This window comes from Thermostichus sp. MS-CIW-23, from assembly GCF_054059455.1.
This window is the reverse complement of the sequence record NZ_JBSSCC010000001.1, coordinates 175,090-190,901: the sequence shown is the minus strand read 5'-3', so window position 1 is coordinate 190,901 and position 15,812 is coordinate 175,090. Positions and strand designations below refer to the sequence as shown.

The window sequence follows — 15,812 nt, the reverse complement described above, 5'->3', positions numbered from 1 at the left end:
ATAGCCATTCCCAATGGCGAGGAAACCCTTGCGGATCCCAAACTCCCTCTCCCTCAGGGAGAGCGCTTAGAGTAGATCAGTGCTCTCTATGAGTTGTCTTTGTTGTTCTCGGGTGTAAGCCTGTGAGCCTTGCCGCCTCTCCCCCCGATACCGATTTAAGTAGGGATCCCCGCCCTCGGCGAGAAAGCGATTGGCGGCTGCTGCGGCTGCTCTGGCCCTATGCCCGTCGGCACCTCAGGCTGGTGTTGGCGGCCTTGGCCTTTCTGCCCCCTTTGGCCTTGGCGGATGCGGTGCAGCCTCTGATCCTACAGCGGGCTCTGGATGGCCCCATTGCCCGAGCGCTGGAACGAGGTGAGGCCGGGATCCTCGCCGACCTTTGGCCCTATGTGGGTCTGTTGATCCTGACGGTGCTGGTTCGCTGGCTCTTTCAAGCCCTGGAAGGGTATGTCAGCCAAAAGCTGGGGCAATTGATGACTCGCGACATCCGCGACGATCTCTTCGCCCACATTCTGGCCTTGCCGGCTCAGTTTTTCGACCGCACCCCGGTGGGTAAGTTGATCACCCGCATCACCAACGATGTGGAAGCCTTGGGGGATGTCTTTTCCACCGGTGCCGTCGGCATTGTCAGCGACCTGTTTACCCTGGGGGTGATCGCGGTGGTCATGCTCAGCCAACGCTGGGATCTGGGCTTGCTGCTGATCTTGATCGTCCTGCCCATCAGCGCCGTTGTCCTCGAGTTGCAGCGCCGCTTTCGCGATGCCAACTTTCGCGTGCGCGAAGAACTCTCCAAACTGAACTCCTGGATCCAGGAGAACATCTTGGGCATTACCGTGGTGCAACTGTTTCGCCGGGAGCGGCTCAATAGCGAGATTTTTCAAACCATGAACCGCCGCTACATCCGGGAAGTGGATCAAACCATCCTTTATGATTCTGCCCTTTCTGCCGTTTTGGAGTGGGTGTCTTGGCTGGCCGTGGCGGCTTTGCTCTGGGTGGGCGGGCAGCAGGTGATGTCAGCCGGTAGGGGCTCACTTGGAGGGGGATGGACGGGATCCCTGCCCCTGCCCGGGGAACCCCTCACCTTTGGCAGCCTCTACGCCTTTATTCTCTTTTCGCAACGGTTTTTCAACCCGCTGCGGCAGTTGGCGGAAAAGTTCACCGCCCTGCAGGCGGGGTTCACCGCCGTCGAGCGCATCGATGCCATCCTCAGCCTGCCGGTTGCCATCCGGGATCCCGCTCAGCCCCGCCACTTGCCCCCCAATGCCAGAGGAGAGGTGCAGTTCGAGCACGTCTGGTTTGCCTACAACCCCGGGGAGTGGGTGCTCAAAGACCTCACCTTCACCATCCGCCCCGGAGAAAAAGTGGCCCTGGTGGGGCCCACGGGAGCCGGGAAAAGCTCCATCATTCGCTTGCTCTGCCGTCTCTACGACGTAACCCAGGGATCTATTCGCATTGACGGCGTTGATATTCGGGATCTCCCCCAGGCTGAGCTGCACCGCCACCTAGGGGTAATCCTGCAGGATGGATTTTTGTTTTCCGGGGATATCCAGCAAAACATCACCCTAGGAGAGAAGGCAGATCTAGCGGCAGTGGAGCAGGTCGCCCGCCAACTCAACCTGCATGACTTCCTCCGCAATTTGCCCCAAGGCTACGCCACCCCCGTGCGAGAGCGGGGCAGCAACCTCTCCAGCGGCCAGAAACAGCTTATCAGCTTTGTGCGGGCCATGTGGCGGGATCCCAAAATCTTGGTTTTGGACGAAGCCACCGCCAGCCTGGATGTGGGCACCGAAGCCCTCCTGCAATCCGCTCTAGACACCCTGCTGCGGGATCGCACCGCCCTGATCATCGCCCACCGCCTTTCCACCATCCGCGATGTGGATCGCATCTTGGTTCTGCAGCGGGGGGAACTCAAAGAGCAGGGATCCCATGCCGAGCTCATGGCCCTCAGCGGGCTCTATGCCAGCCTCTATCGGCTGCAAGATCTGGGCGGCTAGCAGGGTGCTTCTGCCCAACCGTCAGCGACTGGCGCCAAAGCGAGACCGAATTGCCTTTAGGGTGGTGAAGCTGGCATCCGCGAAGGCGATGCGAGCCTTGCAGAGTAACAGATTGCCGTTATCCACGGCAGTGTCTCTCAAGCTGGCCAAACCATCGCTGGCCTGCACCAGGGCACGGCGGCCCCAGCTAGAGAAATTTTTGCTGAGGGTGTTGATCAAGCGTTCCATAGGGATTGGACATTCCGCTCCTTGTCTTCCACTTAGCCTACTCCCCCAGCCGCAGGTATCCACAGAGGGCCATCAAGAAAATTGTTTGTTACAGATTGTTAAAAACTTGCCGTCAAGCCGGCAGACTGGCTATGATAGGCCCCAAGTTTGGCAAGCAATTCAAAGAAAGCGGTTAGCCATGAATCATCGGCCAGAGGTAGTGGAAGGCACAGAGTCCAAGCAGAAGGTGACCCTGTATCTCTCACCTGAGCTGCACCGGAATCTGAAGATTCGGGCTGCCGTGGAGCGGGAGCCGATGTCGGCAGTGGCAGAGAAGGCCATTACCTTCTATCTGCTTCACCCAGAGGTCATTGAAGGGGTACAAGGTAGCGCCTATCGTGTCCATCAATGTCCCAAGTGTAGTCACCCATTTGTTATCCGCGATGGAGAGGTGGTTTCCCTGCACCAGACATCGGCTGCCGAAGCCATCCTTGAAGAGGTGGAGCCAGAATACTGGGGATCGGCTGCTGGCTCGGAAGAGCAACGGCAGGATGCTCTGGTACCCTGCTAGAACGCTCCCAAGCGGGCCCCCTTCAGGAACTTGAGCTGATAGGAGCAGACAGCAACACAGAAGGCTTCTAAAATCCTCTCAAAATCCATCCAACAAGGGCGTACTCCCAAGTGCAATCCAATACCTAGGCAACTCGAACCCCATTTTTCAACCGTTCTGGCGGCTCCTGAAATTTCCCCTCTGCAGTTGGTGTTTCCCATGCAAGAGCTAAGCATCCTCATTCAAGCTCAATACCCACTGCTGTACCTGCTGACTCCAGAGGAGGAACGGGCAGAAGCGGCTCTGGCAGCAATTGCCCGCACCCTTAGGCCTCAGCGTCGCCTATTCATTTGGACAGTTACCCACGGCATCGTCGAATACGGCAACCCCCGCAGCCTCACCCAGCACAACACCCAATCCCCCCAGCCCGCCATCCAGTGGGTAATGGAGCAAAAGGATCCCGCCATCTGCGTCTTCAAAGACCTACATGACTTCTTGGACAACACCGAGGTGAAGCGCTGGCTGCGGGATGCTATTGCCAGCCTGAAGGGATCCCACAAAACCATCCTGCTCATGTCGCCGGTGCAGGTGATCCCGGTCGAGCTGGAGAAAGACATTTGCGTAGTGGACTTCCCCCTGCCGGACATGGCCACATTGGAGCGCGCCCTCAACCGCCAGCTGGAGCAGATCCCGCGCTCCCTGCCTTTGGCTCCTGATACCCGCGAAAAGTTGCTCAAGGCGGCCCTGGGCCTAACGCAGGACGAGGCAGAAAAAGTCTACCGCAAGGCTGTGGTGATGCATGGTCGCCTCACCGAGGCAGAAGTAGACATCATCCTCTCTGAGAAGAAGCAACTGATCCGGCGCAACGGCATTCTCGAGTTTATCGAAGAGGACGAGACCATCGACGCCGTTGGCGGTCTGGAAGAGCTGAAGCGCTGGCTGCTGCAACGTTCTGAGGCCTTCACTGAGCGGGCCCGCGCCTATGGACTGCCCCAACCCAAGGGTATGCTGATCCTGGGCGTGCCTGGCTGCGGTAAGTCGCTGATCGCCAAGACCACTGCCCGTCTCTGGGGCCTGCCCCTGCTGCGTCTGGACATGGGCCGCGTTTATGATGGCTCCATGGTGGGCAAATCGGAAGCGAATCTGCGCAGTGCCCTGCGAACTGCTGAATCTCTCGCCCCTGCCATCCTTTTCATCGACGAGCTGGACAAAGCCTTTGCTGGATCAGCAGGCTCCAGCGATTCTGACGGAGGCACCTCCAGCCGCATCTTTGGCTCTTTCCTAACCTGGATGCAGGAGAAGCGCTCGCCGGTCTTTGTCATGGCCACCGCCAACCGTGTGGACCGTCTGCCAGGCGAATTCTTGCGCAAGGGCCGTTTTGACGAAATCTTCTTCGTGGACTTGCCCAACATCAACGAGCGCATCGAGATCTTTCGGATCCACCTGAAGAAGCGGCGGCGCGACATCAGCCGCTTTGATCTGCGCCAGTTGGCCGCAGCCTGTGAAGGCTTCTCCGGCGCGGAGATCGAACAAGTTTTGATTGCTGCCATGTACGAAGCGTTTGCCCAGAACCGCGAATTTACCCAACTGGACATTTTGGCAGCAACGAAAGCAACTCAACCGCTATCTCGCACCATGACGGAGCAAGTGGTAGCGTTGAGGGAATGGGCCCAGCAGCGGGCTCGGCCTGCAGCGGCCTCTGTAGCCGAGTACCAGCGGCTGGAGTTCTAGGAGGAGGTGAGGATCCAAAGCTACCTTGACAGAAGCAGGGACGGCAGGGCCCAAACCTTCCCCAAAGAACAGTGCCCATTGTTTGTGTCGATGTTCCAACCCCTATACAAAGGAGAGAAACACCATGTCTCATTTTAGCACCCTGCGTACCAAAATCACTGACGGTCAAGTCCTGATCAACTCTCTGCGCGATCTCGGCTACACCGTTAAGCTGAACGCCGACGTGCGTGGCTACAACGGCCAGCGTGTTCGCGCTGACATCGTGGCTCAGTTGGAAGGCGACTACGATCTGGGCTGGTCGAAGAATCCCGACGGTTCCTACGACCTGATTGCCGATTTGTGGGGCGTGGCCAAGAAGCACAACCAGACCGAGTTGATCAACTCCATCAACCAGAAGTACGCCGTCAACAAGACCTTGGCCGAGGTGAAGCGTCCTGGCTTGAACAACGCCAACGTTAAAGTGGTGATGCACTAAGCCGGATCCTGTCTCGCCATCGCTGCAGCGATCTACACCGACTAAAGTTAGGAGGGGCTGAATCCAGCCCCTACTTTTTGGCTTGGTTTTTGGATTGGAGGGGCTGCGACCCGAAGGAGGAACCTACGCTTCTGTGAGAGCGGCAATGCCGGGCAGCACCTTCCCTTCCAATAGCTCCAGGCTGGCTCCGCCACCGGTGGAGATATGGGTCATTTTGTCGGCCAGGCCCACTTTTTCCACGGCAGCCACCGAGTCTCCCCCGCCGATGATGGTGGTGGCTCCCGCTTGAGTGAGATCGGCCAGGGTGCGGGCAATGGCTTCTGTGCCCAGGGCAAAGCGGTCGAATTCGAACACGCCCATTGGCCCATTCCAGACCACGGTTTGGCACCCCTGCAGGGCGGACTGAAAAGCTTTTACCGATTCTGGGCCAATGTCCAGACCCATCCAGTCGTCGGGGATCTGGTGGATGGAAACCGTCTGGGCGTTGGCGTCTTTGTCAAAGCGATCCGCTACCACCACGTCCACCGGCAGCAACAGCTCCACCCTTCGCGCTTTGGCTTTCTCCATCAGGGAGCGGGCGAGATCCAGCTTGTCGGTTTCTACCAGGGATTTGCCGGTCTTGAGGCCCTGGGCTTGGTAAAAGGTGAAGATCATGCCGCCGCCGAGGAGGAGCTTATCCACCTTCTCCAGCAGCCTCTCGATGACGCCGATTTTGCTGGACACTTTGGAGCCGCCGATGATGGCTGCCAAGGGGCGCCGCGGATTCTCGATGGCGCCCGAAAGAAACTGCAGCTCCTTTTCCACCAGGTAGCCAGCCACAGCAGGCTGGAGATAGGCGGTAACGCCGGCAGTAGAGGCGTGGGCGCGGTGGGCACTGCCAAAGGCGTCGTTGACGAACAAGTCCGCCAGTGAGGCCAACTTGCGGGCAAATTCCGGGTCGTTGTCTTCCTCTTCTGGGTAGAAGCGGACGTTTTCCAGCAGGGCCACCTGGCCGTTTTCCAGGCCGTTCACCACTGCCTCGGCCTCGGGGCCAATGCAATCGGGGGCAAAGGCGACCGGCTGGCCCAGCAACTGAGAAAGACGGGTGGCCACGGGGGCTAGGCTATTGCCCTCGCGAGCGATCTTAACCGCGCCTGTCTCTTTGTCTTTTTTGACGGGGCGGCCCAGGTGGCTGGCGAGGATCACTTTGGCGCCCGCTTGGATGAGGGCCTGGACGGTGGGCAGAGCAGCCCGAATGCGGGTGTCATCGGTAATGTTGCCCTGGGCGTCCAAGGGGACATTGAAATCGGCTCGCACCAGCACACGCTTGCCGGCCAGATCAAAGCCGGATGACAGCAGGGATCCCAGTGTTTGTTTGGCCATCGTTGTTTTCCCCCGGACTGCAGAAAATCTTTATTTTTTCTTCCGTATGTATCCTACCAGCGATTGGGATCCCGGCAGCGAGACCGATGGGCTCAGGGATCCCCTTGTCCTGCTGCTGGTGCCGGGTTGGCCTTCCGTCTGCCCCTTGGCCCCGGCAATTGTAACGGTTTGCAAATAGAATGAAAGTGTTGCTTTGTCGTTACCCTCATGCGTGTTGCCATTGCTGGTGGCGGGCTGGCCGGGCTGGCCTGTGCCAAGTATCTCTGCGATGCCGGGCATCAACCGCTCCTCTTCGAGCGGCGAGATGTTTTGGGTGGCCTGGTGGCTGCCTGGAAAGATGCCGACGGCGACTGGATCGAGACGGGGCTGCACAACTTTTTTGGCGCCTACCCCAACACGTTGCAGCTGTTCCGGGAGCTGGGCATCTCCGATCGCCTGCAGTGGAAGGAACACAGCTTGATTTTCAACCAGCCGGACAAGCCGGGCACCTATTCCCGCTTCGACCTGCCGGATATTCCCGCCCCCTTCAATGCCATTGTCGGCATCTTGCGCAACAACGACATGCTCACCTGGGGGGAAAAGGTGAAGTTTGCCCTGGGGCTGGTGCCGGCCATGATTCGCGGCCAGCGCTATGTAGAGCAGATGGATCGTTACAGCCTCTTGGAATGGCTGCGGCGGCAGGGTATTGACGAGCGGGTCAACACCGATATTTTCATTGCCGTCTCCAAGGCCCTGGCCTTCATCAACCCGGAGGAGATCTCGGCCATGGTGCCCCTGACGGCCTTGAACCGCTTTTTGCAGCAAAAAGATGGCTCTAGGATTGCCTACCTAGACGGCGCTCCCCCAGAGCGGCTCTGCCAGCCGATGGTGGACTACATTGTCGCCCGTGGGGGGGAAGTGCATTTGAAGGCGGCGTTGCAGGACATTCGTCTCAACCCTGACGGCAGCGTGGCCGGGTTTTGCTTAGCCACCCCCTCTGGGCCGGTGGAGGTGACTGCCGATGCCTATGTCTCGGCCCTTTCGGTGGACGCGCTCAAGGAGCTGCTGCCGGCGCAGTGGTGGGGGATCCCCTTTTTCCAAAAGCTGCGTGAACTGGAGGGGGTGCCAGTAATTAGCCTGCAGATCTGGTTTGACCGCAAGATTACTCACATCGATCACTCCCTGTTTTCCCGCTCGCCGCTATTGAGCGTGTATGCCGACATGAGCAACACCTGCCGGGCCTATGCCGATCCGGAGCGGTCCATGTTGGAGCTGGTGCTGGCTCCGGCTGCCGAGTGGATTGATCGCGGCGATGAGGAGATCTTTGCCGCCACGCTGGAGGAACTGAAAAAACTCTTTCCCCAGCACCTTACCGGCCCCAACCCCGCCCGCGTGCGCAAGTGGGTGGTGGTGAAAACGCCGCGCTCGGTTTACAAGGCTACCCCTGGCAGACAGCAGTATCGCCCCACTCAAGTTACCCCCATTCCCAACTTCTTCTTGGCGGGCAGCTACACCCTACAGCCCTTCCTGGGCAGCATGGAGGGGGCCATCCTCTCCGGCAAGTGGGCGGCGGAGGCCATCAACAAGGGGATCCCATTTCAACGCGCTTCTGTCTCGGCCTCAACTCTGGCAGCTGCGGGGGTCTAGCTCTCCGCCGTCCGCCTCCTATGCCTTTTGAATCTTTCTTTTCCCCACAACCTCTTCTAGGCTATCCGCGGCGTCCGCTTTCCCGTAGTGTTGATATGTGCCCTCGCCGTTCCTCTTCCTTCTCTATCCTGGCCCTGTGCTCCTGGAGATAGCCAGATGAGTCCGCTTGAGCAATCTTTTGCCCTCTGTCGCCAGATTACGGCCAAGCACGCTAAGACTTTCTACCTGGGATCCCTGCTCTTGCCCCAGTCCAAACGGCGGGCCATCTGGGCCATCTACGCTTGGCTGCGGCAAACCGATGAGTTGCTGGATGGACTGGAAGCCAGCCAGGCAGAGGTGGAGGTCACCCGCAGCAAGCTGGAGCAGTGGGGATCCCATCTGGAGTCGCTCTTCCAGGGAGGCGAGCCGCAAGTCCCCACGGACCTCGCTTTGATCCACACCATCCGCACCTACCGCCTTTCCATCGAGCCGTTTCGCGAGATGCTGCGGGGGCAGAGCATGGACTTGGATACCCAGCGCTACGCCACCTGGGAGGATCTGCGGGTCTACTGCTACCGCGTGGCTGGGGTGGTGGGGCTGATGTGCTCGGAGATCATGGGGTTTGTGCCGGGCCGGGATGGCCGCGAGGAGGCGGTGGCGCTGGGGATCGCCATGCAACTAACCAACATCTTGCGGGATGTGGGAGAGGACGCCCGCCGCGGGCGGATCTACATCCCCCTGGAAGATCTGCGCCGCTTCAACTACTCCGAGCGGGACCTGTTTAACTATGTTATTGACGAGCGCTGGATGGCTTTGATGGACTATGAGATCCGGCGGGCTAGAGAGCTCTATGCCCAAGCGGAACGGGGGATCCCTACCCTGCAGCCGGACTCCCGCTGGCCGGTAGCCGCTTCCTTGATGCTCTACCGGCAGATTCTCAACGCCATCGAGCGCAACCACTACCAGGTTTTTCGCACCCGCGCTTACGTGTCCACTCTCAGCAAGGCATTGGCGCTGCCGGTGGCCTGGTGGCGGTCGCGGCGCTCCAACTACTACGGTTACTAGTAGGGAGCAGCAAGCAGTTCCCCACGGCCGCGGCAGCAGAAAACAAGAAGACCTCTAATACAGCGAAGAAAACCTATGGTAAGCCGTGCCCTGACCCTACCCTATCAGCGAATCTGGGAAGACAGTTTAACCATCTTCTGGCGCGACTGGCTGGATCTGCGGGGGCGAGTTTGGCAGGTGGTGGCCTCGGGGCTGGTGGCTCCCCTCATCTACATTGTTGCCTTTGGGGTGGGCCTAGGGGGATCCCTGCGGGCCGAAGCTTTGGCCGAGGTGGCCGGATCCACGGCGGCAGGTTCTTATTTGCGCTTTATCTTGCCGGGGATGGTGGCTCTTTCAGCCATGACCATCAGCTTTGCCGGCACCACCTTCTCCATTTGTGGATCGCGGCTATTTACCAAGAGCTTTGAAGAGCTGCTGCTGTTGCCGGTGCACCCCTTGTCTTTGCATCTGGGCAAGGTGCTGGCGGGCATTGCCCGCGGCCTGCTGACGGCCTTGGGGGTGTTGGCGGTGGGGGTGCTGGGTACGGGGGCCTGGGGCCTGCTTCACCCCTTGTCGCTGTTGGTTCTACTTTTGGATTGCGCCGTCTTTGCCGGCATTGGGGTAATTGCTGGCTTGAAGGTGCCCAGCCTGGAGAGTGTGGGCGTGCTAACCAACTTTTTGATTACGCCCATGTCTTTCCTAGGGGCCACCTTTTTCGATCCCGCCCAGTTGCCGACCTACCTGCAGGTGCTGGTCTATTGCCTGCCCCTTTCCTACGCCAGCATTGGCATGCGGGCAGCCGCCTACCAGCCGCTTGCGGAGTTTCCCTGGTACACGGTGGGAGTTTTGGGCGGCTTGGCGGTAATCCTGGCTTTTGTGGGAGCTTATCTGTTTTCCCACCAGCAGGACTAGCTGCCCTTGCCAAATACTTCTGGGTAGCGAGCCAGCTGCTCTTGCAAATCTTGGTTGTAGCGCAGAACAAGCACGCGGTAGCCCCGTCCCTGCAGCTGCGAGCGCAGTTGGCGATCCCGTTCCGCTTGGGCAGGCTGGTCGTGGACTGGGCCATCGCAGAAGATGCAGATGTTGGGGCTGTAGAAGAAGTCAACGACGCAGTCGGGATCGGCAATGGCTTTCTGGGCATCCTCAGGCAGCCGATACCCTCCTGCTGCCAGCGTTTCGAGAAAGCGGCGCTCCAGTTCAGAGCGAGGGTCCAGGAGCTGGCGCAGCCACTCCAGGTGCTCTTGGCGGGAGCGACCCAGGGAGCGCAGCTCGGTGCGGCTGTTGGCCAGCAGGCCCAAAAGATCCCGGATCTGATAGCGGTCAAGCTGCAGCGCTTCCCGTTGGTTGGCATAGCTGAGCAGGCATTCGTAGCAGGCTGCTCGGCATTCGGGCCACAGGTCTTGGATCCCGGCCTCTGAAAGCTGGAAGTGACAGATCTCCAGCGCCACTTGGGCCACTTCCGCTAGAGCCTGGGGCTCTTCCACCAGGCGCCGCAGGACGCCAGCGCCCCCTTCTGCTGTTTCGTAGAAGAGCATGGCCTGATGGGATCCCTGGCCGATGCACTCGGCGGCCAGCTCTGTCTCTTCTAGCTCAAAGGTCTCTTCGATCCCTCGCTTGAGGGCATAGCGCAGGGTGGTCTCCAGGGCCTGCGGATTCTCCACCCCTGGCTGAACCAGGCGCACCAGCAACAGGTTTTGGGTACTGCGCACCGCCAGGCGAATGGACTGCAGGGGGACTGGGTTGGACGAGCCTGCCCTGTTCCGCTCAAGCTGATCTCGCGAGGGAACTTCCCCATTTTCAAAGTTGACCAAAAAGCCGCGCCCTCCACTTCCCCGCCAGCCGTGGTTGATGCGTAGCAGGGTGGCCGCCGGGGCATAGCGCAACTGCAGCAGGGGAGTTTGTCCGCTCAGCACATCAGCTTCTTGGACGCGGTAGCCAGAGCTTTCGGGAGCAAACTGGAAGAAGGTCTGCAGCTCGTAGCCTTGCCGCCGCCGCTCCTCTTCGTCAGCTGTGATGCGATCCCGCCGCCGCATGCGCACATTGGGCATTTCCAGAAGCTGGGTAAAGAGGCTGTTTTGCCCATCGAACTGGGTGCCGCAGACGGGGCAGCAATCCAGGTGGGGATCGGCAAAGGCCCCACAGCTAAAACAGAGCTTGTGGCTACTTTTGCGCTCCTCCAGGCCGCCGGGCGGAGCCTGAAACGCCACTGCTTCCCACTGGCAGCCCTCATGGTAGAGGAAGTTGTGGGGAGCAAACTCGCGGATAGCCAAAAAGCGAGGCCGGGCGATGAACTCGCCCTCGCTGCCGCGGGGCACCCAGGCCCGCACCGGCAAGGCAGGGAAGTTGTAGCCGGGCAAGAAGCCTTCGCTAGCCAAATAGCGGTAGGGATAGAAGTCGCTTTCCTCCCGCTGGGTTCCAATCTGCAGCAGCAAGTTGCGCTGGCGCAGGGCTTCTTGCTGGCGGCGCTCGGCTTCCTGTTGGTCTTTCTTTTGGCGAGTCGTCTGGAGCTGGCGGTTAGCGGCTTCCAACTGCTGCGTGGCAGCCCGATAGAGCTCTCGCCAGCGATCGAAAGCTCGGTCAAAAGCCTGGGGTGCCTCTTCAATGACCTGCTGAAGCCAGCGCTCGCTAAACCAGCCGCTTTTATCTAGGAGTTGGCGATCGGCGGCCAGCAGCTTCTGCACCTGCTCCTTCACTTGTTGGCGGGCAGACTCCTCAAGTTGGATTTGCTGGGCCACTGTCTCCCTGAGGGGCAGCTCTTCCCGATCCGCGTCGATGACGGTTTCAATGGAATTGCCTAGGGGCAGGCGCACCTGAGCCAACCAAACGGCGTGGATGTGAGCGCGCAGCAGCGATTCGTTGGCTAGATCCAGGCGGGGAGGGCGCACGCGACCGGCCACCATCTCGGGGCGGCGGCGGAAGTAGTACTGGTCGTGGCTATTGAAAGCCCCGCAATAGGTGATGATGAGTCCCGGCTGCCCCTGGCGGCCTGCCCGACCGCTGCGCTGGGCGTAGTTGGCGGGTGTGGGGGGCACGTTGCGCAGATGCACCAGATCCAAATCGGCAATATCGACCCCCAGCTCCAGGGTGGGCGAGCAGATTAGGTAGGGAAGGCGGCGATCCCTCTCCTCGCCGCGAAAGCGCTTTTCTCGCCGCTCCCGCTCCCCTAGGCGAACCACCTGAGCCGTGTGCTCTCTGGCCTCCAGGGATCCCAGCCCTGCTGCCCCGGCCTGGTAGAGGCGCTGGAAAAAGAGATTAACGGGGCGGCGGGCAGAGGAGTAGGCGCTCTGCTCGGCCCGGCGGGAATACAGAGGATCTGGCGGCGGCGAGCCATCGCCCAGGCACCAGCGCAGACAGCCAGCGTTGAGCTGGTAGGCTTCCTGGCCATTCTCCGAGTGGTGCCGCAGCAGGTCGTAGCTAACTAGGAGAGAAAGCAGGGATCCCAAAAGCTCATCGTAGGTTTCCCGGGTTAGCCCAAGGCGCTTGGCAAGAAAGCGTCCGAGGGCGCTGCGGGGGCCCAGGCTGAAAGTTGTTATGTCCTTTCCGTCGCAGCTTTGGCGGACAAAGCAGGTGGCCGTCCGCAGCTCGTCGTACTCTTCTAGGCCCCAAAACTCGTTGAGGTGTTGCTCGGCCCGTCGGCGCAGCGTTCTCTGGGACTCGGCTTTGAGCAGGCGCACATCGATGGCCAATTTGCGCCGAAACTGATCCAAAACAGCCCGCAGCAGGCGTTCCCGCTCCTCAACCTCGGCCTGGACAAACCAGGGGTGGAGAGGGGCCAGGGCCGAGCCTTGGCAAAGCTCCCTGAGGCTGCGGTATTCGATTTTCAACAAGCCCACCTGTTCCAGGTTGGGGTGGGTGACCCGCCAGCCGCGCCGCAGATCCTCGTAGAGCCGGTATTCGGTTAGCTCCGTAAAAGCCTGCCAGACCTCTTGGGCAGCCGGCGACTGGGGATCCAAATCGGGGTTTTGGGTAATGTCGGCAAGGCTCAAGCCTGAGGCCTGCACCACTGCCGGGGCTACCTCTGAGAAGTCCAGCTCTTTTTTCTCCTGCAGGGCAGCATAGAGCGCGGCCCGCAAAAGGGCCACGTGGACAAAGTCGTTGAAGTGGCCGGCCTGCAAGGAGGCATCCTGGCGGTTGTCGGTAAAGGTGAGCAGCTTGCCGCGGGCTGCACCCGTCTGAGCGGCATGGCGCAGCAGAGAAGTGGCCAGAATGGTGGTGGCGCTGGAGCGGCCTTCGCTGGAGAGGGAAGCCAGCTTGGCGAACTCCCGCTCCCGCCCACTGTAGTACTCGCCGCAAGCTAGGCAAAGAGAAAAGGGCTGGGGCTGCCACCACATCTTCTGCGCCTCCGCCTGGGAGTACTCGGAAAAGGAGCCATCCGGGCGCACCCAGACGGCTTGGGGGACGCGCTTTCCCCAGTTGGGCCTGAGTCTGCCCTCAGGGGTGTACCAGTCTTCGGGGATCTGCTCCAGCGACCACTCGTTGTCAAGAGGATCCAAGCTCAGGTAACCGGCCTGCTGGTCTTCGCCTTCCTCAACCTCTTCCCCCAGAGGATAGGGCAGGAAGTGAGTCTTTGACCTGAGGACGTGGTAGTAGTCCTGGCCACAGTGGCGGCAGAACTTGACGGGGAAAAACAGCTTTCCTTCCCCTGCTTGCACTTGTCCTTCCAGGGAAAACTGCCGCTTGTCCCGACTTTCCAGGGTGGCATAGAGGGTGCGGCCCTGGGAGATAAACTGGTGTAACTTCAAGGCCGGGCCGCGGCTAGAGCCCTCCCGCAGGCTGCTGGCGTGGGCCAGAAACTGGCGTAGGGACTCGGTGCAGCTCTCAGGGGTAGTGCTGGTCAGCTCTGCCAGTTGGGCGGCTACCTTGGAAAGCTCCCTGGGCACGCGGCGCCTGAAGCTGCCATCGGGACTTTGCTCCAGGCCCAGCTCATACTCTAGCCAGCGCATTAGGGGATGGCGGCGCAGATCGGCCTGGTTTGTAGGCCAAGGCAAGTCCAGGGCGCTCTTCAGCTCTGCCACCGTGGGTGGGCCGCCCTCGGTGAGGGGGGCCAGGGTTTCCTCAATGACGTGCTCCGGCCCAAAGGGATGGCCGAAAAAGCGGCTGGCAAAGGCGGCTACAGTCTGGCGGCGCTCCTGGGCGTCGGCTTCTGGTCGGGAGATCATGGTGGCGCTGGTGCCAATATGCACCAAGTTCTTGGCCCCACAGCGTCCTTTTAGGCGGCGAACCAGCATGGCCACATCCGCCCCTTGCCGACCCCGGTAGGTGTGCAGCTCGTCAAAGACCAGAAAGCGCAGCCCTCCCATCTCGGGATTCAAAAACCGCTGATCTTCAGGACGAACCAGGAGGAGTTCTGCCATCACATAGTTGGTGAGCAGAATTTGAGGTGGATCCCGCCGTAGCTGGTCTCGTTCGTTTTCCGAAGTTTCCCCGGTGTACTTGGCAAAGCGCAGCGGAAAAGGGCGATGGTAGTTGCGCTCGTACCGCTCGCACAGGGCTTGCAAAGACTGGTATTGAGAGTTCACCAAGGCATTCATGGGGTAGACCACAATGGCCACCACCTGATGACGGGATCCCCCCTGGCGGATCCAGTTGTCAATGATGGGCAAGAAGTAGCAAAGGCTTTTGCCAGAGCCGGTGCCGCTGGTAACGACAAAACTCTTGCCTGCTAGGGCCTTGGCAACAGCTTCCTCCTGGTGGCGGTAGAGGCGGAAGGGTCTGCCATCCTCAAAGCGGAAAATGCGGGCTGTTTCTTGGGCAATGCGCCCCGCCTCGGCCAACTCGTCAACGGTTGGACCAGATACATAACTAGGGCTGAGCTGGAGGAGGGGTTCTGGCCAGAGGTGGATCCCTTCCTCTAGAGCTTGCTCTACAAACGCCTGGGCTTGGGGATCGGCAATGAGAAAAAAGGAGCGGACAAAATCGCGATAGTCGTCCAGAACAGTGGCGTGGAGATCAAAGATGGTGGACATCGAATCTGCCCTTAAGGCCCGCTTGGTTAGCTCAAGCCTAGCTTGAAGATGCCGCAAGTGGTGTTTGAAACCGCACCCACCAAGATCTACGGCCCGCTGAACGGCAAAAAGATATCTCCGAAGTGGGATCGGCAATGCGCCGGCTTCCCCCACACCTCCAGTACCCGCCGACGGCTGCAGCGTTCTCCGAACGCAGGAACCAGAATCCCTTGCCTTTAGGCAGGGGGTATGTCAAGAGAAAACTGGTCTGCAGAAGGCCACCTCTGCCTCATGGACGAATAACCCGCAATCCTAGATGCGCCTCGTAGCCATCGAAGTCACTGTCGTGGTGGAGGAGCGGAACATTGTTCTCAATGCACCAAGTGGCAATCAAACTGTCTATTGTTTTGCGCACCGTCACGCCTTTGCGACGCAACAAGCGAAAGTTCTGCGCACTTTTCACCGCCAGGGAGGGGTTAACCATTTGCACCTGATGCAATTTCACCAGAGCACAGCGAGCCTGCTCGAAATCGGCATCTTTGCGAAAGCCCTGCAAGACTTCTGCCAAAATCAGGTCGCCCACCAGGATAAGAGTTTGATCCAGGGCCCAATCCAGATAGTCGGTGTGAAGCGATGAAATGCCGTTGAAGTAATCAATCCAGATGGTGCTGTCCACCAGGATCATCCTCAGTCCTGCAGGCACGACAGGCGTTGCTGCTGCAAATTGCCCTCCCATTTCAACTTGCCGCGTAAGTTGCGGATCTCAGCTTGCTCGTGTAGGCGAATCAGGACACGCAGCGCTTCGTGAATCACCTCGCGCTTGGTCTTGAGGCCGGTTACCTGGCGGGCACGCTCGATCAGGTCGTCATCCAGGACGATGTTGGTGCGCATGAGGAGCCACT

13 protein-coding genes are annotated in these 15,812 nt (G+C 59.9%); 8 read left to right on the top strand and 5 right to left on the bottom strand.

What is annotated here, in order from left to right; all coding sequences use genetic code 11:
* Positions 1-122: 122 nt before the first annotated feature.
* A complete protein-coding gene (locus ACVW0B_RS00890) occupies positions 123-1,991 on the top strand; it encodes an ABC transporter ATP-binding protein (RefSeq protein ID WP_457490714.1) in 1,869 nt (622 codons plus the stop codon).
* 21 nt (positions 1,992-2,012) lie between these two features.
* Here ACVW0B_RS00890 and ACVW0B_RS00885 read toward each other — a convergent pair whose 3' ends face one another.
* The gene (locus ACVW0B_RS00885; RefSeq protein WP_041436551.1) at positions 2,013-2,219 is read right to left on the bottom strand and encodes a hypothetical protein; all 207 of its coding nucleotides are present in this window, start codon (positions 2,217-2,219) and stop codon (positions 2,013-2,015) included.
* A gap of 178 nt (positions 2,220-2,397) precedes the next feature.
* Between ACVW0B_RS00885 and ACVW0B_RS00880 the strand changes: the two genes are divergently transcribed.
* The 3 genes from ACVW0B_RS00880 to ACVW0B_RS00870 all read left to right on the top strand — a co-directional run bounded on the left by ACVW0B_RS00880 (position 2,398) and on the right by ACVW0B_RS00870 (position 4,954).
* On the top strand, positions 2,398-2,769 hold the full coding sequence (locus ACVW0B_RS00880) for a hypothetical protein (RefSeq protein WP_041436554.1): 372 nt from the start codon (positions 2,398-2,400) through the stop codon (positions 2,767-2,769).
* A 198-nt stretch (positions 2,770-2,967) separates the two neighbouring features.
* Complete coding sequence (gene ycf46, locus ACVW0B_RS00875; protein ID WP_457490713.1) at positions 2,968-4,479, top strand: stress-responsive protein Ycf46; 1,512 nt, start codon at positions 2,968-2,970, stop codon at positions 4,477-4,479.
* 124 nt (positions 4,480-4,603) lie between these two features.
* A complete protein-coding gene (locus ACVW0B_RS00870; protein WP_457490712.1) occupies positions 4,604-4,954 on the top strand; it encodes a DUF1257 domain-containing protein in 351 nt (116 codons plus the stop codon).
* Positions 4,955-5,077: 123 nt separating this feature from the next.
* Here ACVW0B_RS00870 and ACVW0B_RS00865 read toward each other — a convergent pair whose 3' ends face one another.
* Positions 5,078-6,316, bottom strand: a complete 1,239-nt coding sequence (locus tag ACVW0B_RS00865) for a phosphoglycerate kinase (RefSeq protein WP_414355712.1) — start codon at positions 6,314-6,316, stop codon at positions 5,078-5,080.
* A 46-nt stretch (positions 6,317-6,362) separates the two neighbouring features.
* Here ACVW0B_RS00865 and ACVW0B_RS00860 point away from each other — a divergent pair, with 46 nt between their 5' ends.
* From ACVW0B_RS00860 to ACVW0B_RS00845, 4 genes are all read left to right on the top strand, one after another.
* Positions 6,363-6,494, top strand: coding sequence for a hypothetical protein (locus ACVW0B_RS00860; RefSeq protein WP_414355713.1), 132 nt, complete (start codon positions 6,363-6,365; stop codon positions 6,492-6,494).
* 29 nt (positions 6,495-6,523) lie between these two features.
* Positions 6,524-7,942, top strand: a complete 1,419-nt coding sequence (pds, locus tag ACVW0B_RS00855; RefSeq protein ID WP_414355714.1) for a 15-cis-phytoene desaturase — start codon at positions 6,524-6,526, stop codon at positions 7,940-7,942.
* Between the two features lie 156 nt (positions 7,943-8,098).
* The gene (locus ACVW0B_RS00850; protein ID WP_414350814.1) at positions 8,099-8,986 is read left to right on the top strand and encodes a phytoene synthase; all 888 of its coding nucleotides are present in this window, start codon (positions 8,099-8,101) and stop codon (positions 8,984-8,986) included.
* A 75-nt stretch (positions 8,987-9,061) separates the two neighbouring features.
* Positions 9,062-9,877, top strand: coding sequence for an ABC transporter permease (locus ACVW0B_RS00845; RefSeq protein WP_414342371.1), 816 nt, complete (start codon positions 9,062-9,064; stop codon positions 9,875-9,877).
* Here ACVW0B_RS00845 and ACVW0B_RS00840 read toward each other — a convergent pair.
* The 3 genes from ACVW0B_RS00840 to ACVW0B_RS00830 form a co-directional block, all read right to left on the bottom strand.
* A complete protein-coding gene (locus tag ACVW0B_RS00840) occupies positions 9,874-14,931 on the bottom strand; it encodes a DEAD/DEAH box helicase (protein ID WP_457490711.1) in 5,058 nt (1,685 codons plus the stop codon). The genes ACVW0B_RS00845 and ACVW0B_RS00840 overlap by 4 nt on opposite strands.
* Positions 14,932-15,199: 268 nt before the next feature.
* The gene (vapC, locus tag ACVW0B_RS00835) at positions 15,200-15,595 is read right to left on the bottom strand and encodes a type II toxin-antitoxin system VapC family toxin (protein ID WP_011433301.1); all 396 of its coding nucleotides are present in this window, start codon (positions 15,593-15,595) and stop codon (positions 15,200-15,202) included.
* A 2-nt stretch (positions 15,596-15,597) separates the two neighbouring features.
* Positions 15,598-15,801, bottom strand: a complete 204-nt coding sequence (locus tag ACVW0B_RS00830; protein WP_011433302.1) for a type II toxin-antitoxin system VapB family antitoxin — start codon at positions 15,799-15,801, stop codon at positions 15,598-15,600.
* Positions 15,802-15,812: the final 11 nt, after the last annotated feature.